This is a genomic window from Streptomyces africanus, assembly GCF_030816955.1.
GTDB lineage: Bacteria > Actinomycetota > Actinomycetes > Streptomycetales > Streptomycetaceae > Streptomyces > Streptomyces africanus.
Map to the genome: position 1 here is coordinate 1,033,039 of NZ_JAUSYP010000001.1, position 17,379 is coordinate 1,050,417.

15 protein-coding genes and 1 pseudogene are annotated in these 17,379 nt (G+C 72.1%); 12 read left to right on the top strand and 4 right to left on the bottom strand.

The annotated features are described in order from the left end of the window. Window positions 1-13: 13 nt before the first annotated feature. On the bottom strand, window positions 14-850 hold the full coding sequence (locus QF034_RS04915) for an alpha/beta fold hydrolase (protein ID WP_307173758.1): 837 nt from the start codon (window positions 848-850) through the stop codon (window positions 14-16). 175 nt (window positions 851-1,025) lie between these two features. Here QF034_RS04915 and QF034_RS04920 point away from each other — a divergent pair, with 175 nt between their 5' ends. Then, window positions 1,026-1,976: a phosphotransferase gene (locus tag QF034_RS04920; RefSeq protein WP_307173759.1), complete on the top strand. Its 951-nt coding sequence runs from the start codon at window positions 1,026-1,028 to the stop codon at window positions 1,974-1,976. Window positions 1,977-1,996: 20 nt separating this feature from the next. Here QF034_RS04920 and QF034_RS04925 read toward each other — a convergent pair whose 3' ends face one another. Further along, window positions 1,997-2,449 (bottom strand): Lrp/AsnC family transcriptional regulator, encoded by a 453-nt coding sequence (locus tag QF034_RS04925; protein ID WP_307173760.1) that lies wholly within the window; start codon window positions 2,447-2,449, stop codon window positions 1,997-1,999. A 111-nt stretch (window positions 2,450-2,560) separates the two neighbouring features. On the opposite strand from QF034_RS04925, the gene QF034_RS04930 reads away from it, so the two are divergent. Beyond that, window positions 2,561-3,178 carry a LysE family translocator gene (locus QF034_RS04930; protein ID WP_307173761.1) on the top strand — a complete coding sequence of 206 codons (618 nt, stop codon included), beginning with the start codon at window positions 2,561-2,563 and terminating at the stop codon, window positions 3,176-3,178. A 99-nt stretch (window positions 3,179-3,277) separates the two neighbouring features. Then, a pseudogene (locus tag QF034_RS04935) lies at window positions 3,278-5,685 on the top strand (SpoIIE family protein phosphatase). 21 nt (window positions 5,686-5,706) lie between these two features. Here QF034_RS04935 and QF034_RS04940 read toward each other — a convergent pair. After that, a complete protein-coding gene (locus QF034_RS04940) occupies window positions 5,707-6,612 on the bottom strand; it encodes an SDR family oxidoreductase (RefSeq protein WP_307173762.1) in 906 nt (301 codons plus the stop codon). Window positions 6,613-6,823: 211 nt separating this feature from the next. Between QF034_RS04940 and QF034_RS04945 the strand changes: the two genes are divergently transcribed. The 9 genes from QF034_RS04945 (at window position 6,824) to QF034_RS04985 (ending at window position 16,721) form a co-directional block, all read left to right on the top strand. After that, window positions 6,824-8,119 carry an ATP-grasp domain-containing protein gene (locus QF034_RS04945; RefSeq protein WP_307173763.1) on the top strand — a complete coding sequence of 432 codons (1,296 nt, stop codon included), beginning with the start codon at window positions 6,824-6,826 and terminating at the stop codon, window positions 8,117-8,119. Window positions 8,120-8,164: 45 nt separating this feature from the next. Next, entirely contained in the window at window positions 8,165-10,207 is a 2,043-nt protein-coding gene (locus tag QF034_RS04950) for a CocE/NonD family hydrolase (protein ID WP_307173764.1), read from the top strand. A gap of 117 nt (window positions 10,208-10,324) precedes the next feature. Next, window positions 10,325-11,818 carry an MFS transporter gene (locus QF034_RS04955; RefSeq protein WP_307173765.1) on the top strand — a complete coding sequence of 498 codons (1,494 nt, stop codon included), beginning with the start codon at window positions 10,325-10,327 and terminating at the stop codon, window positions 11,816-11,818. A gap of 76 nt (window positions 11,819-11,894) precedes the next feature. Beyond that, window positions 11,895-13,133 carry a cytochrome P450 gene (locus QF034_RS04960; RefSeq protein ID WP_307173766.1) on the top strand — a complete coding sequence of 413 codons (1,239 nt, stop codon included), beginning with the start codon at window positions 11,895-11,897 and terminating at the stop codon, window positions 13,131-13,133. Window positions 13,134-13,172: 39 nt separating this feature from the next. Beyond that, on the top strand, window positions 13,173-13,370 hold the full coding sequence (locus tag QF034_RS04965; RefSeq protein WP_307173767.1) for a ferredoxin: 198 nt from the start codon (window positions 13,173-13,175) through the stop codon (window positions 13,368-13,370). After that, the gene (locus QF034_RS04970) at window positions 13,367-14,554 is read left to right on the top strand and encodes an NAD(P)/FAD-dependent oxidoreductase (RefSeq protein WP_307173768.1); all 1,188 of its coding nucleotides are present in this window, start codon (window positions 13,367-13,369) and stop codon (window positions 14,552-14,554) included. Before QF034_RS04965 ends, QF034_RS04970 begins: the two co-directional genes overlap by 4 nt. 29 nt (window positions 14,555-14,583) lie before the next feature. Then, window positions 14,584-15,426 (top strand): SDR family oxidoreductase, encoded by an 843-nt coding sequence (locus QF034_RS04975; RefSeq protein ID WP_307173769.1) that lies wholly within the window; start codon window positions 14,584-14,586, stop codon window positions 15,424-15,426. A gap of 237 nt (window positions 15,427-15,663) precedes the next feature. Beyond that, a complete protein-coding gene (locus tag QF034_RS04980; protein WP_307173770.1) occupies window positions 15,664-16,065 on the top strand; it encodes a DUF779 domain-containing protein in 402 nt (133 codons plus the stop codon). A 185-nt stretch (window positions 16,066-16,250) separates the two neighbouring features. Continuing rightward, on the top strand, window positions 16,251-16,721 hold the full coding sequence (locus QF034_RS04985; protein ID WP_307173771.1) for an SRPBCC domain-containing protein: 471 nt from the start codon (window positions 16,251-16,253) through the stop codon (window positions 16,719-16,721). Here the strand turns inward: QF034_RS04985 and QF034_RS04990 are convergent. Further along, window positions 16,718-17,350 carry a chorismate mutase gene (locus QF034_RS04990; protein WP_307173772.1) on the bottom strand — a complete coding sequence of 211 codons (633 nt, stop codon included), beginning with the start codon at window positions 17,348-17,350 and terminating at the stop codon, window positions 16,718-16,720. The two genes, QF034_RS04985 and QF034_RS04990, sit on opposite strands and share 4 nt — an antisense overlap. Window positions 17,351-17,379: the final 29 nt, after the last annotated feature.

Consider the following 17,379-nt stretch of genomic DNA (forward strand, 5'->3'; position numbering starts at 1 on the left):
AGAAGGAGTCCGATCACTTCGCCAAGAAGGCGAGCAGCGCCGAGTTGACCTCCTCCGCGTGGGTCCAGAGGAGACCGTGCGGAGCGCCCTCGATCTCGACGTAGTCGGCGGCCGGAAGGGCCTTGTGGAACGGCCGGGCGGTGCCCTCCACGGGCAGGATGCGGTCGCCCGTGCCGTGCAGGATCAGGGCCGGCACGTCGATCTTCGGGATGTCGGCCCGGAAGTCGGTGTACCAGGTCGACGGCGCGGCGGCCGCCGCGAAGGAGCCGCCGCCCGCGGCGACGTTCCAGCTGTTGCGGACGGCCTCCTCGCTGATCCTGGTGCCGAGGTTCTCGTCGAGGTTGTAGAAGTCCTTGTAGAAGTCCGTGTAGTACGCGTAGCGGTCCGCCTTGACGGCCGCGACGATCCCGTCGAAGAACTCCTTCGGCGCGACGCCCTGCGGGTTGTCGTCGGACTTGAGCAGGCAGGGCTCCAGCGAGGCGAGGAAGGCGACCTTGGCGACCCGTCCGGTGCCGTACCGGGACACGTACCGGGCGACCTCGCCGGTGCCCATCGAGAAGCCGACGAGGACGACGCCCTGCAGGTCGAGGGTCTCCATCACCGTGTTCAGGTCGGCGGCGAAGGTGTCGTAGTCGTAGCCGGTCGTCGGCTGCGAGGACTGCCCGAAACCGCGCCGGTCGTAGGTGATCACGCGGTAGCCGGCGTCGAGCAGCACGGCGCTCTGCCGCTCCCAGGAGTGGCCGTCGAGCGGAAAGCCGTGGATGAGGACGACCGGCTGCCCGGATCCGTGGTCCTCGTAGTACAGGTCTATGGCGGTGGAGTTCTCCTGGCCCACGGTGATGTAGGGCATGCGCTGGTTTCCTCGTTCCGGGGTGGCTGGTGACGGACCTTGCCACGCTAGACCCGGGGCCGCGGGACCGGTTGCCGGGCAGCGCACCGGTTCTTGACCGGGGGCGCACGGGGACCGTGTTCGGAGGGCCGTTAATCAGTCGCAGGCCCGTGGCCGGGGTGACAACATCGCAGACATGGCAGGTTTCTTGACGGGTGATCAGATCGAGGCCCGTACGTCCCGTGCTCGCGCGGCGGCCGTCGCCGCGGGCCGTGATCTGGGGCTGACGGTGACCGACGCGAGGGTGCTGTACGACGTGTTCTCCGTCGTGGTGCATCTCGCTCCGTCGCCCGTGGTGGTGCGGGTGCCGACCGTCCTTCCCTCGTACTCCGGTCCCGAGTCCCAGGCGGCGCGGCAGCGGCTGGAGCTCGATGTGGCGGGGTGGCTCGCGGACCAGGGGCACCCGGTGATTCCGCCGAGTCCGCTGGTGCCGCGGGAGCCGGTGCTGCGGGACGGTTTCTCGCTGACGTTCTGGCAGTTCGTCGAGCTGGACCAGAGCGCGGAGCCCGATTACGTGCACAACGCCGGCCTGGTCGCCGGCCTGCACGCCGCGCTGCGCTCGTACCCGGGTGAGCTGCCGTTCCTGTCGGCGGCGGAACCGCGGTTCGTCTCCGAGGGACTTGCCGCGCTCGAAGGGCGGCCCGACCTGCTGGACCCGGCCGACCTCGACCGCGCGCGCCGCGAGTGGGACGTCCTGGAACCCGTCGTCAGCTCACGCGCGGCGTTCGAGGCGGCCTTCCCCGGCATCGACGTCCAGCCGGTCCACGGGGACTCCCCGGCCGCCAACATCGTCTCCGCCCAGGGCGGAGAGCTGTACTCCGACTTCGAGCTGACCACGCTCGGACCGGTCGAGTGGGACCTGGCGGCCCTGGGCCCCGCGTGCGAGGCCGCCTACAACACGGCCGCCGAGCGCCGGGGCCTGCGGCGGCTGGACGAGGGTGTGCTGCGCGTCGTCAACGCCGTGGGCATGTCCCGCGCGGTGGCCTGCCTCGCGCTCGCGCCGCAACTGCCCCTGCTGGTGGAGGCGTTGAAGCCGGCCGTCGAACAGTGGCGGACGATGCCGTTCGCCGGCGGCCTGGACGGCTGAGCGCGAGGCGGCGGCTGCGCTCACTCGGGCAGGGGCCGGTCGTCGACGACGTGTTTCATGACGAGGGTGGAGTTCAGGCGCTGGACGCCGGGCAGCCGGGCGAGCTGCTGGTCGTAGAGCTGCTGGAAGGCGGCCAGGTCGGTGGTGGCGACGCGCAGGAGGTAGTCGGGGTCGCCGAACAGGCGCTGCGCCTGGAGCACGTGCGGGACGGCGGCCACGCCTTCTTCGAACGCGGAGACGGTGTCGGCGTCCTCCCAGTGCAGGGTGACGAAGACGAGGGCCTCGAAATTCAGGCCCACGGAGGCCGGGTCCACGACCGCCCGGTAGCCGCGGATCGCGCCTTCGCGTTCGAGGTCGCGCAGGCGGCGGTGGCAGGGCGAGACGCTCAGTTTCACTCGGGCGGCCAGCTCGGTGACCGTGAGACGGCCGTCCAGCTGGAGCTCGGTAAGAATCTTCCGGTCCAGGGCATCCATGGAGAAGATTCTGCCCCAGATCCCGCGATCAAGGAGTAAAGAAGGGAACACTTTCGGGCTGATCCGGCCTAGCCTTCCTCTCGCGACAAGGCACGTGAGAGGGACCGGTCCATGGATACGACGACACTGGCGGCATTTCTGGCAGTGGATCTGCTGCTGGTGTTCACCCCCGGCGCGGACTGGGCCTACGCGATCACCGCGGGCATCAGGGGCCGGTCGGTCGTCCCGGCGGTCGCCGGGCTGATCGCCGGATACGCGGGATACACCCTGCTCGCGGTCGCGGGCCTGGTGGTGATCGTGGCGAATTCGGCGACCCTGCTCACCGCGCTGACGGTGGCCGGGGCCGGCTACCTGGTGTGGCTCGGCTGCGGTGTGCTGAGGCAGCCGGCCGTCCTGACGGCCCCCGAGGGCGACGTGGGCTCCTCCCGCCTGCGGATCATGCTCAGGGGAGCCGGGATCAGCGGGCTCAACCCGAAGGCGCTGCTGCTGTACTTCTCGCTGTTCCCGCAGTTCATCGACCCCGCGGGCGGCTGGCCGGTCGCCACGCAGACCGGCCTGCTCGGCACGCTGCACATGACCGCCTGCGCCGTCGTCTACCTCACCGTCGGGGTCCTGGCCCGCACCGTCCTGAGGACCAGGCCCTCGGCGGCCAGGGCGGTCACCCGCGTCTCCGGCGCGATGATGATCGTCATCGGCGGTTTCCTGCTGGCGGAACGGCTGGCCGGCTGACGGTGCGTGTGCCCCGGGAAACCGGCGAGGGGTCCCCCCCGCGGCCCTTCCTGAGATGATGACCGGGGAAGCGACAGGGGCGTCACATCCGGAGGCACCGTGCAGGGACGCGTACCGGAGAACTTGGCGGTCGTCGTCGACGCCCGTGGTGTGATCAGGGTGTGGAGCGACGGCGCCCGACGGCTGCTCGGATACGAACCCGAGGAAGTCGTGGGCCGGGCCGTCACCCGCCTGCTCGCCGCCGGCCTGCCCGGTTCCACGCGACGCCACGTGGCCGACGGACAGCGCTGGGCCGGTGAGGTGGCGCTGCGGCACCGGCACGGCGACCTGGTCGTGGCCCGGCTGCACGGCACGCCGCTGCTGGACGCGGACCGCACGCGGCTCTGGCTCGTCACCGGCACCGCACTGGCGCCCACGGCGAGGCGGGCCGGGCACGGAGCCCTGACCCTGTGGGACCTCACGCTCGCGCAACTCCCCGTGCCGGTGGCGGTCTACGACCGTGAGGCCCGGCTCGTGGCCGCCAACGAGATCATGACCCAGGTGATGGGCCGGTCCGAGGAGGAGATGAAGGGCCTGACGCTCCGGGAGATCGAGCCAGGGCCGCCCTTCGACGAGTACGACCGCCTGCAGCGCGAGGTCCTGCGCACCGGCGAGACGATCTTCCACGAGCAGCACGGCAAGGCCCCGGGCGAGATCCGGCGCCACGCCTGGTCGATGTTCATGTCGCCGCTGACGGACGAGACCGGTGCGGTGCAGGGCATGTCCGCGACCGTGTTCGACACCACGGAGCAGGACTGGGCCCGCCGCCGGCTGGCGGTGCTCAACGAGGCGAGCCTGCGGATCGGGAGCACCCTGGACGTGACCCGGACGGCCGAGGAGCTGGCCGAGGTGGCGGTGAGCGGGTTCGCGGACTTCGTCACCGTGGACCTGCTGGAGTCCGTCACCGTGGGCGACGAGCCGGAACCGGTGCCGCCGCACGCGCCGGTCACCGTGCGGCGCACCGCCCAGCGGTCGGTGCTGGAGGGCTGCCCCGAGTCTGTGGTCCCCTCGGGCGACACCACGCTCTACCCCGTGGACTCGCTGCCGGTGCGGACGCTGGTCGCCGGCCAGGGCTCCCGGCACCTGCCGGGGGATCCGGGCCTGCGGGAGTGGGTCAGGTCCTCCCCGGCCCGCGAGGAGTCGGTGGGCAGGCACATGATCCACTCGGTGATGATGGTGCCGCTGCGCGCCCGCGGGGTGACCCTGGGGCTGGTGCACTTCCTGCGCCACCGCACGCCGGAGCCTTCAGCGAGGACGATCTGCTGCTCGCGGAGGAGATCGTCGCCAGGGCGGCGGTGAGCGTGGACAACGCCCGCCGCTACACCCGGGAACGCCGGACGGCGCTGGCGCTCCAGCGCAGCCTCCTGCCCGACCGGCCGCCGGACCTTGCGGCGATGCGGGTCGCCTACCGCTATCTGCCGGCCGGTTCCGGAGCGGACATCGGGGGCGACTGGTTCGACGTGATCCCGCTGTCCGGCACCCGGGTCGCCCTGGTCGTGGGCGACGTGGTGGGACACGGCATCCACGCCTCGGCCACGATGGGCCGGCTGCGCACCGCCGTGCGGACACTCGCGGACGTCGATCTCGCCCCCGACGAACTGCTCACCCAGCTGGACGACCTCGTCGTCCGGATCGACCGGGAAGAGGGCCCGGAGGCGCGCGGGCGGGCGGTGGAGGCGTCGGGGCAGGTCGGCGCGACCTGCCTGTACGCCGTGTACGACCCGGTGTCCCGGCGCTGCACGATGGCCCGGGCCGGGCATCCGCCGCCCGCCCTGGTCACGCCCGACGGCGCCGTACGGTTCCTGGAGGTGCCGACCGGGCCGCCGCTGGGCCTCGGCGGCCTGCCGTTCGAAGCCGTCGAGGTGGAGCTGGAGGAGAACAGCCTGCTCGCGCTCTACACCGACGGGCTGCTCAAGGCCGCCGACCACGACATGGACGTCGGGCTCACCCTGCTCCGCGAGGCGCTGGCCGACCCTGCCGAGGCGCTGGAGGAGACCTGTGAGCAGGTACTGCGCACCGTGCTGACCGGCCGTCCCGCCGACGACATCGTGCTGATGCTGGCCCGCACCGCCGCGCTCGGCGCCGGGAAGGTGCGCACCTGGCAGCTGCCGCCCGAGCCGACGGCCGTGGCCCGGGCCCGCAAGATGGCGGGCGAGCAACTGGCCGTCTGGGGGCTGGCGGAGGCGGAGTTCACCACGGAACTGATCGTCAGCGAGCTGGTCACCAACGCGCTGCGGTACGGCGGCTCGCCCATCGAACTGCGGCTGATCCGCGACTCGGCCCTCATCTGCGAGGTGTCCGACGGCAGCAGCACCGCACCCCACCTGCGCCGGGCCCGCGTCTTCGACGAGGGCGGACGGGGACTGCTGCTCGTCGCCCAGCTCTCCGAACGCTGGGGCAGCCGCCAGACCCCCACGGGCAAGACCATCTGGGCGGAACAGCCCCTGCCCGCGGAGCCGTCCTGCTGAACAGCGGCCGGTGGCCGGCGGCTAGCGTGTGTCGACGATGCCGCCGGTCACCGCGATGACCTCGCCGACCGTGTAGCTGGAGTCGGCGTCGGAGGCGAGGTAGACGTACGTCGGTGCGATCTCCTCCGGCTGGGCCGCGCGTTCGAGCGGGGCCTCGCTGCCGATGTGGGCGAGCCCGTCCGGCGGCATGTGCGGGTCCGCCTCGTTGAGCGGCGTCCAGGTCGGGCCCGGCGCGACCACGTTCGCGCGCACGCCGCGCTTGGCCAGGTGCACGGCGACGGACTTGGTCAGGGTGATCAGCGCGGCCTTGGACGCCGCGTAGTCGATCATCGTCGTACTGCCCTTGAGCGCCTCTTCGGTCGCGGTGGCGATGACGGCGTCACCGGGCTCCAGGTGGGGCAGCGCCGCCATGAGCAGGTGGAAGTACGCGTAGACGTTCGTCTTGAACGTCCGGTCGAAGTCCTCGGCGGTCAACTGGTCGAGTTCCAGCTTGCTGTTGAGGTACGCGGCGTTGCTCACCAGGATGTTCAGCCCGCCGAGTTCCGCCGCCGTCCGCTCGACGGCCTCGCGGCAGAAATCCGGGTCGGTGAGATGGCCCGGCAGCAGCAGACAGCGCCGGCCCTGCTCCTCCACCTCGCGCCGGACCTGCTCCGCGTCCACCTGCTCCTCGGGCAGATAGACGAGGGCGACGTCGGCGCCCTCCCGCGCGTACAGCAGCGCCACCGCTCGCCCGATACCCGAGTCGCCGCCGGTGATCAGCGCGGTCTTGCCCTCCAGCTTCCCGCTGGCGCGGTAGCGGCTCGCCCGATAGCGCGGCTTGGTGCGCATGTCGGCCTCGAGGCCGGGCCGCTGCTGCTTGTCGGAGTCGTAGGGCGGGTCCGGCTCGGACACGACCTGCGGTGCGGACTGTTCCTGCTCGGGCTGCACGAGCTTCCCTTTCGCCGGTGTCGTCCACGGCGCGGCCGTTCACCTCGGGCCACGCCGTTGCTTCCCCGCACGGGGTGCCCACAACGGCGGCAGGCATGTACCCCGTCGTCACGCCCGAGCGCCGCGCCGACCGGCATGGCCGCACCCGCGAGGGGTACTCAGTCGATCTTGGAAGGTCCCGGCCCGAGAGCCGGCTGTCGGAAGGAGATCCGTGTCTGACCAGACGGTGAAGAACATTTTCGTGATCGGGCTCGACGAGGCCAATCTGCCGACGCTGCGGGAGGTTCCCGGAGCCGATCGGCTGCGCTTTCACCAGTTGCTGACCGCCGAGGAACTCCAGCTCGGCGAAGTGCACCTGCCCACGCTGCTCGACAAGGCCACAGCGGTGCTGGACGCCTTCGACGGCAGCATCGACGCGATCGTCGGCTACTGGGACTTCCCGGTCAGCACCCTCGTGCCCATGCTGAGCGAACGCTACGGAACGCGGAGCACGAGCCTTGAGTCCGTGGTCAAGTGCGAGCACAAGTACTGGAGCCGTCTGGAGCAGCAGAAGGCGACGGACCGGCACCCGCGCTTCGGCAAGGTCGACCTGTCGGCCGAGCCGCCGCGCCCGCCCGAGGACGTGACGTTCCCGATGTGGGTCAAGCCGGCGCTCTCCTACTCCTCGGAACTCGCCTTCGGGGTGGACGACGACGAGGAGTTCCGCTCGGCCGTCGCCGAGATCCGCGACGGCATCTCCCGCATCGGCCGCCCCTTCGAGCACATCCTCGAACGCATCGACCTGCCGCCGGAGATGGACGGCGTCGGCGGCCGGGTCTGTCTGGCCGAGGAGTCGATGTCCGGCGTCCAGGTCGCCGTGGAGGGCTACGTCCACCAGGGCGAGGTGACGGTCTACGGAGTCCTGGACTCCATCCAGTACCCGGACTCCCCCTGCTTCCTGCGCCACCAGTACCCCTCGACGCTGCCGCCGGCGGCCATCGCGGAGCTCCACGACGTCTCGAAGCGGGTGATGCGGCAGATCGGAATGGAGTCGGCCACCTTCAGTATCGAGTACTTCTACGACCCGCGGACGCAGTCGATCAATCTGCTGGAGATCAACCCCCGGCACTCCCAGTCGCACGCGGAGCTGTTCCAGTACGTCGACGGCGTCCCGAACCACCACTGCATGGTCCGCCTCGCGCTCGGCGAGGACCCGCGCATGCCGCACCGCCAGGGCCCGTACGCGATGGCGGCGAAGTGGTACCACCGCTGGTTCACCGACGGCGTGGTGCGCCGGGTGCCCGGGCCCGAGGAGATCGCCCGCATCGAGCGGGAGACACCGGGCGTGCGCATCGAGGTGGTCCCCGAGGAGGGTACGCGGCTGTCGGACCTGCCCGGACAGGACAGCTACAGCTACGAGTTGGCGCACATCTTCACCGGCGGGGCGGACGAGGAGGAACTGCGGGAGAAGTTCGACCACTGCGTGGCCGCCCTGGGGCTCGCCTTCGACGAACCCCCGCAGGAGTGAAGCCCGGCCGGAGTGAACCCCGACAGTAAGGAGCACGTGGGTTCCATGCGTTACGTGACCAACCTGCCCTGTGCGACGAAGGAAGAAGAGCACGTCACGATCCCGATGTCCGACGGGGTCCGGCTCTCCGCGCACATCTGGCGTCCCACCTCCTCGGACCATGAGCCGGTGCCCGCGGTGCTGGAGTACATCCCGTACCGCAAGCGCGACCTCACGGCCGTACGCGACTCGATCCACCACCCGTACCTCGCGGGGCACGGCTACGCCTGTGTCCGCGTCGACCTGCGCGGCACCGGCGACTCGGAGGGCGTGCTGCGGGACGAGTACCTCGAACGGGAGCAGGCGGACGCCGAGGAGGTCCTGGCCTGGCTGACGGAACAGCCCTGGTGCGACGGCGGCACGGGCATGATGGGCATCTCCTGGGGCGCGTTCGCGGCGCTCCAGGTGGCGGCCCGGCAGCCGCCGGGCCTGAAGGCCATCGCCATCGCGTCCTTCACCGACGACCGGCACGCCGACGACATGCACTACATGGGCGGCGCCCTGCTGTCGGACAACCTGGCCGAGGCGGGCACGATGTTCGCCTACGGCACCTGCCCGCCCGACCCGGCCGTGGTCGGCGACCGCTGGCGCGAAATGTGGCACGAGCGGCTGGAGCACACCGAGCCCTGGGTCCTCCAGTGGCTGCGCCACCAGCGCCGGGACGACTACTGGCGGCACGCCTCGGTGTGCGAGGACTACAGCAGCGTGCGCTGCCCGGTCCTGGCCTCCAGCGGCTGGGCGGACGGCTACTCCAACGCCGTGACCCGGCTGCTCGGCCACCTGGACGTGCCCCGCAAGGGGCTGATCGGCCCCTGGTCGCACAAGTTCCCCCACCTCGGGGAGCCCGGCCCGGCGATCGGCTACCTCCAGGAGCTCGTCCGGTGGTGGGACCACTGGCTGAAGGGCGTCGACAACGGCGTCATGGACGGTCCCATGCTGCAGGCGTGGATGCAGGACAGCGTGCCGCCCTCCACCGCGTACGAGGAGCGGCCGGGACGCTGGGTCGGGGAGCCGGAATGGCCCTCCCCGCACATCCGGCAGGCCGTTCATCCGCTCACCCGGCACACGATCGGGCCTCCGCGGGCGGCGGCGGACGAGGGTGACGCCCCCGGCGGCGACGCGCTGACCGTGCAGTCGCCGCTGTCGGTGGGCCAGTTCGCGGGCAAGTGGGCCTCCTACAACGCGCCTCCGGACCTGCCGTACGACCAGCGCGAGGAGGACGGCGGTTCCCTGGTCTTCGACACCGAGCCGCTGACCGAGCAGGTGGAGATCCTCGGTTCGCCGACCGTGGAACTCGACCTGTCGGTCAGCGAACCGGTCGCCCTGGTGGCCGCGCGGCTGTCCGACGTGAGCCCGGACGGCTCCGCGACCCGGGTCTCGTACGGCATCCTGAACCTCACCCGCCGTGACAGCACGGAGTCTCCCGAGCCGCTGGAGCCGGGCCGCCGCTACCGCGCGACCGTCCCGCTGAACGGAGTGGCCCAGGCGTTCCCGCCCGGCCACCGCATCCGGCTCTCCCTGTCCACGTCCTACTGGCCGCTGGCCTGGCCAGCGCCGAAGCCCGCCCTGCTGAGCGTCCACGAGCACTCCAGCACGCTCACCCTGCCGGTGCGGCCCGTGGAAGAACCGGACGAGGTGCCGGCGTCCCCCTTCGGTGAACCCGAGGGCACTGCCCCGCTCGCGACGAGCCAGGTGACGCCCCCCGAGGAGCGCTGGGAGGTCAAGCGGGACCTGATCGGCTACCACTCCGAGCTGGACATCGTGAAGGACCGGGGCACGGTCCGCTTCGAGGACATCAACCTGGAGGCGGGGCGCCGCGCCCACGAGCGCTACACGGCGGTCGCCGACGACTTCACGTCGGTCAGCGGCGAGTCCACGTGGACCATGCGGTTCCAGCGGGACGACTGGGACGTACAGGTGGTGACGCACACCCAGCTGAGGTGTGACGACACGGACTTCTTCGTGGACGCGACCCTCGACGCGTTCGAGGCCGACCGCCGGGTGTTCTCCCGCACCTGGAACGAGAAGGTCCCGCGCGACCTGCTGTAGCGGGGGCCGGGGCGGGGTGACGAGGAGTCGCCCGGGAAACAGTTGCTTGACTTAGGCAATGCACCTCTGCTTGCCTAAGTCAAGCAACCGTGCATCCCGCTCCATGGAGGCCCCGCCATGTCCGACATCCCCGCCCGCCACGCGAAGGCCGGGGCCTCCGCCCCACCGAGACCGCCCAGACCGAACGCCGTGGTCGCGGTGCTCGCCCTCGCCGGGATCGTGGTCTCGCTGATGCAGACCCTGGTCATCCCGATCGTCCCCGAGCTGCCGACGTACCTGGACGCCTCGCCGTCCAACGCCGCCTGGGCGGTCACCGCCACCCTGCTCGCCGCCGCCGTCGCCACCCCGGTCGTCGGACGCCTCGGCGACATGTTCGGCAAGCGCCGCATGCTCCTGGTCAGCCTCGCGCTGCTGGTGTCCGGCTCGGCCGTCTGCGCCCTGAGCGACTCGCTCGTCCCGATGGTCGTCGGCCGGACGCTGCAAGGCCTGGCGGCGGCCGTCGTCCCACTCGGCATCAGCGTGCTGCGGGACGTCCTGCCCGCCGAGCGGCTGGCCGGCTCCACCGCCCTCATGAGCGCCTCGCTCGGCGTCGGCGGTGCCCTCGGGCTGCCCACGGCGGCGTTCATCGCCGACCGCTACGACTGGCACACGCTGTTCTGGATCTCCGCCGTCCTCGGTGCCGCCGCCCTGGCGCTGGTGCTGCTGGTCGTGCCCGAGTCCAAGGTCCGCACCGGCGGCAGCTTCGACCTGCCCGGCTCGCTCGGACTGTCCGCCGCGCTGGTGTCCCTGCTGCTGGCCGTCTCCAAGGGCGGCGACTGGGGCTGGACCAGCGGCACGACCCTGGGGCTGTTCGGCGCCGCGGCCGTGATCTTCCTGGTGTGGGGGTGGTACGAGCTGCGCACCCCCCAGCCGCTGGTGGATCTGCGCACCACCGCGCGCCGGCAGGTGCTGTTCACCAACCTCGCCTCGGTCGCGCTCGGCTTCTCGATGTTCGCCATGTCGCTCGTCCTGCCGCAGGTCCTCCAGCTGCCCGAGCTGACCGGCTACGGGCTGGGCAAGTCGATGCTGGCCGTCGGTCTGATCCTGGCCCCGCAGGGACTGGTGATGATGGCCATGTCCGCCGTGTCCGCGGGCATCACCAGGGCGAAGGGACCGAAGGTCACCCTGATGACCGGCGCGGTCGTCGTGGCCGCCGGGTACGCCCTGAGTCTCGTGCTGATGTCCGAGGTCTGGCACATCGTCCTGGTCGCCTGCGTCATCGGCGGCGGCGTCGGCTTCGCCTACGGCGCCATGCCCGCCCTGATCATGGGCGCCGTGCCCGCTTCCGAGACGGCCGCGGCCAACAGCCTCAACACCCTGATGCGCTCCATGGGCACGTCGTTCGCCAGCGCCCTCGCCGGCGTCATCCTGGCGCAGATGACCACCGGCTTCGGCGGCCACGCCCTGCCCTCCGAGAACGGCTTCAGGACGGTCATGGCCATCGGTGCCGGAGCGGCACTCCTGGCTTTCGTCCTGGCGTCCTTCCTCCCGCGCCGGCAGGCCGTCACCGACCCCGCCCCGGTGGCGGAAGGCCCCGCCGAGCAGGCGGAGTTCTCCACCGCGCGCTCCTAGGCAGGATCCCTCTTTCCACCCCGACTCCAGCCCCCGGCCGGCCGGTTCCCGCTCCCCCCACCCCTGAGGAGATGTCATGTCCGATTCCCTGACGTGCCCCGTCACCGGCGCCTTGCCGCTGCCCGAGTACCCGCTGCCGCGGGCGGCGGACTGCCCGCTGGCCCCCGCCCCGGCCACGCAGGAGCTGCGATCCGAGCAGCCGATCACCCGGGTACGGATCTGGAACGGCAGCACGCCCTGGCTGGTCACCCGGCACGCCGACCAGCGGGCCCTGCTGCCCGACCCGCGCGTCAGCGACGACGACCTCGACCCCGGCTTCCCGTACGTCAACGCGCACCGGGCGGAGATCGCGCCGGTCACACCGCGGCTCATCACGAACACGGACGCCCCGGAGCACACGCGGCTGCGGCGGACCGTCAACGGGCCGTTCATGGTCAAGCGGATCGAGAAGATGCGCGAGCCGGTCCAGAAGATCGTCGACGGCCTGATCGACGAGATGCTCGCCGGGCCCAACCCGGTCGATCTGCTCACGGCCTTCGCGTTGCCGGTGCCGTCGCTCGTCATCGCCGAACTGCTCGGAGTGCCGTACGAGGACCACGACTTCTTCCAGCGCAGCAGCAGCCTGGTGCTGGACGGTTCGGCGCCGCCGGAGGAGGCCCGGAGGGTCAGCGGTGAGCTCGCCGCCTACCTGGACGACCTGGTCACGCGGAAGACGGCCGACCCGGAGGACGACGTGCTCTCCGAGCTGGCGGGCCGCGTCCAGGCGGGCGAGATGTCGCACACCGAGGCCGTCCACATGGGCGTGGCCATGCTGATCGCCGGTCACGAGACGACCGCCACGATGATCAGCCTCGGCACCCTCGTCCTGCTCCAGCACCCCGACCAGCTCGCCCTGCTGCGCGAGACCGACGACCCGAAGGTGGTCGCGAACGCGGTGGACGAGGTGCTGCGCTACCTGTCCATCGTCCAGACCGGGGTCCGCCGGGTCGCCAAGGACGACATCGAGATCGGTGACGTCCTCATCCGCAAGGGCGACGGCATCATCTTCGACCTGCACGCCGCGAACTGGGACCCGGAGGTCTTCCCCGGGGCGCAGCGGCTGGACATCACCCGCCCGGCCCGGATCCACCAGGCGTTCGGCTACGGCCCGCACCAGTGCCTGGGCCAGAACCTGGCCCGCCTGGAGCTCCAGGTCGTCTACGGCACCCTCTACCGCCGTATCCCGACCCTGCGGCCGGCCGCCGCGATCGAGGAGCTGGAGTTCGACCACACCGGGACCACCTACGGCGTGCACAGCCTGCCCGTCGCCTGGTGACCCCTCCCCCCGATCAGAAAGCGACCCGAGGTGACAAGCATGCGTGTGGAACTGGACGTGCCGAAGTGTGTGGCGTCGGGGCAGTGCGTGATGGCCGCTCCCGATGTCTTCGACCAGCGAGACGACGACGGCGTCGCGATCCTGCTGGAGGAGCGGCCCGGTGAGGAACTGCTCGACGACGTGCGCGAGGCCGTGGCGATCTGCCCGGCCGCGGCGATCAGGCTGGTGGAGCGGTGAGGCGCGTCGTGGTCGTCGGCGCCTCGGCCGCCGGGCTCGCGGCGGCCGAGACCCTGCGCCGGGCGGGCTACGACGGCACGCTCACCCTCGTCGGGGACGAGCCGCACGCCCCGTACGACCGTCCCCCGCTGTCCAAGCAGATCCTCTCCGGCGAGTGGAGCACCGGACGCCTGCCGCTGCGCCCGCGGGCCGACCTCGACGCCCTCGGCCTCGACCTGCGGTTGGGGACGGCGGCGACCGGCCTGGACCTGACGGACCGTGCGGTGTGTCTCGCCGACGGGTCGCGCGTGCCGTACGACGGCCTGGTCGTGGCCACCGGGGTGCGTCCCCGGCGGCTGCCCGGCGACGGCGGCGCCCATGTGCTGCGCACCCTGGACGACGCCCTCGCGCTGCGCGAGCGGCTGAAGCCGGGTGTCCGGCTGGTCGTGGTGGGTGCCGGGTTCCTCGGCGCCGAGGCCGCCGCGGTGGCCCGGCGGCTGGGCGCCCGCGTGACCCTGCTCGAACCGGCTCCCGTGCCGCTGGCGCACGCCGTCGGCGCCGAGGTCGGCCAGGTGCTCTCCCAGGCCCATCTCGACCACGGCGTGGAGCTGCGGACCGGTGTCACCGTGGCCGAGGTGACCGACGGGGGCGTGCGGCTCGCGAACGGCGAAGTGGTCGAGGCCGACGAGATCCTGGTCGCCGTCGGCTCGCTGCCCAACACCGAGTGGCTGGCGGACAGCGGGCTGCGCGTCGGCGACGGCGTGCTCTGCGACGCGTACTGCGAGGCCGCTCCGGGGGTGTACGCGGCCGGTGACGTGGCCCGCTGGGACAACCCGCTGTTCGGGACGTCGATGCGGATCGAGCACCGTACGCACGCCGCCGAGCAGGGCATGGCCGCCGCCCGCAATCTGCTCGCCGCGCCGGACGCGCGGCGGCCGTTCGCGCCGGTGCCGTACTTCTGGTCCGACCAGTACGACATGAAGGTCCAGGCGTACGGCTTTCTGCGCGGGCACGACGAAGTCGCCGTCGTGGCCGGTGACGTGGCCGAGCGCAGGTTCGTGGCCGTCTACCGCACGGGCGAGCGGCTGACCGGCGCCCTGGCGGTCGGCATGCCGCCCAAGTCCGTCCGCGCCTGGCGGCAGGCCATCGCGGGCGGGACGGCCTGGCGCGACGCCGTACCGGCCGCCGGCACCGAGGCGGCCTGACCTCCGGGACCCACCCAAGGAGATCGCACATGCACAACCGTACGGACGACCCGCGTGACGTGGTCGTCGTCACCGGAGCGGGCGGGATGGGATCGGCGGTCGCGCGACGCCTGGGCAGCGGAGCGACGCTGATCCTCGCCGACCACGCGCGCGAGCGGCTCGATCAGGTCGTCGCGGAGCTGAGCGCGGAGGGGTACGCGGCACAGGGCGTGCCGACCGACGTCTCCGACCGTGCGTCGGTCGAGCGGCTCGCCCGCACCGCGGCGGAGCAGGGGCGGATCACCGCCGTGGTGCACACCGCCGGTGTCGCCGCCGCCACGGCCTCGGTCCGCGGGATCCTCGACGTGGACCTGCTCGGCACGGTGTATGTGATCGAGGCGTTCGAGAAGGTGGCCGTCCGCGGCACCTCGCTGGTCTGTGTCGCCAGCCTGGCCGGGCACATGGCCTCGCTCGACGACGAGGACGAGACCGCCCTGGCGACGGCTCCCGCCGAGGAGCTGCTCGGGCTGAAGGCGGTCACGGCCCTCGGCGACGACGCGACCGCCGCGTACATCCTGGCCAAACGCGCCAACCACGTACGCGTGCAGGCCGCCGCCCTCGCCTGGAACCGGCTCGGCGCCCGCATCAACACCATCAGCCCCGGGGTGGTCGCCACCGCCATGGCGAAGGCGGAGGCCGACTCGGACGCCGGCGGGCACATGCTCGCGATGCTCGACGCGTGCGGCGCGGGCCGGCCGGGCACGCCCGGCGAGATCGCCGACGCGGTGGCCTTCCTCACCGGCCCCGAGGCCCGCTACATCACCGGCAGCGACCTGCTCGTCGACGGCGGGCAGGCGGCCTGGATCCGCCGGCACCGGCGGCGTCCGGGCTGACGGCCACCGGCCCACCCGGCCCGTCAGCGCGGCACGACGGCGGGCCGGGTGAGCCGCTCGCGGATGACGCGGACGACGTACGGCGGGTGACGTGGGGCGGCCGGCCCTGTATTCGCATCCACCGGTCGAGGCCCGTATCTCTCATTCTGAGGTCGGCACGCAAAGCTCGTACGGGTTTCCGAGAGGCACGCTTCCGGGCGACCATGGCTGGGCACCCCCGAGGCAAGGAGGGACCCCATGACCCGCACGGGACGTGTCGAACTGACGCCCGCCGCCGAAGATTTGCTGCGGCGGCTGACCGGGACGCACGGGCCGGTGATGTTCCACCAGTCCGGCGGCTGCTGCGACGGCAGCGCCCCGATGTGCTACCCGCGGGGCGAGTTCCGGGTCGGTGCCGGGGACGTCCTGCTGGGGCACGTGGCCGGGGACACCCCGTTCTGGATGAGCGCGGACCAGTACGCGTACTGGTCGCACACCCACCTCACCGTGGACGTGGTCCCGGGCCGTGGCAGCGGTTTCTCCCTGGAGGCCCCGGAGGGCGTCCGCTTCCTGCTCCGCTCCCGCCTGCTCACCGACGAGGAACTGCGCCGCATCGAGTCGGAACCGCCCCTGCCGACGGGGGCGGACCAGGTCGCCTAGGCCCTGTCGTCAAATTCCCGTCGTCGCCCGGAGGGCGGCCTCGCGGCGTCAGGTGCGTGCTCTCGGCGTGCCGGGCGGAAGCCCTCGTACTGGACGTACTTGGGCTTTCGCCCGGTGCGGCGAGAGTGCGTGCATGGCGTCGCGAGGCAGACGGGAATTTGACGACAGGGCCTAGGGTGGCGCCCATGTACACGACGCGGGTCTCCGGGCATGTCGACGCGCCCCGTGCGGACGTCTACCGGGCCCTGGTGAGCGCGGAGGCGATCGCGCGCTGGCGGGTACCGGAGGGGATGAGCGGTGAGGTGCACGAGTTCGACGCCCGTGAGGGCGGCCGGTTCCGTGTCTCGCTCACCTACGAGGCGCCGGACGCCACCGGGAAGTCGGCCGCGCACACCGACACGTACCACGGCCGCTTCACGCGGCTCGTGCCGGACGAGCAGGTGGTCGAGGTGCTCGCATTCGAGGCCGTCGACCCCGCGCTGGGCGGCACGATGACCCTGACGACGACGCTCGCCGACGCCGAGGGCGGTGGCACCGACGTCGTCATGGTCCACGAGGGGATCCCCGACGCCGTGCCCGCCGCCGACAACGAGACGGGCACGCGCATGGCCCTGGAGAATCTGGCCCGGTTCGTCGAAGCCGACCGCGACTCCTAGGACGGCGCACACACCGACGGCAGTGCCCGGCCGAGCCCCTTCAGGTGCAGCGCGTCGAGCCGGTGGGTGTACGCGGACCAGCCGGCGGCCGCGGCCAGGCGCGGGCCGCACGACGGCAGGGCCCGGGCCCGTTCCGTGGTGTCGAGCGCGGCCAGCAGCTGTGTGGTGATGCGGTCGAGGGCCGGGCGGACCTCCTTGGCCAGGTCGGGCCGCTCGGTGGGGCGCTCGGCGGGGTGCGCGTCCCAGCGGGCGTACAGGCCGCGCTGCACCAGCTTGTTCGCCTCGATCTGGTCCCGGAACACGGCGGCCACGGCATCCGGGTCGAGACCGAGGCCGGCCGCCCGGGCGCGGACGTCGTCCAGGATCCGCGCCTCGCGCTCCGGGTCGTCGATCGGCGTGTCCGTGCCGTACTTGGCGGCGGCGACCTTGTCGGCCAGCAGCAGCCGCTGGGCGAGCAGTTCGGTCACCGGCGACAGGCCCGACGCGACGTCGTGCGCGGCGGCGGCGTGACGTACGGGAGCGGGCCGCTCGGCGGCGGTGGCCGGGCCGGCCGTGGCGACGGCCAGAGTGGCCGCGGTCGTCAGGGTGCTGAGGAGAGTGAGGGCGGACCGGAGACGTCGAGGGCGCACAGGGGTGTCCTTCCGTGGGGGCGGAGCGC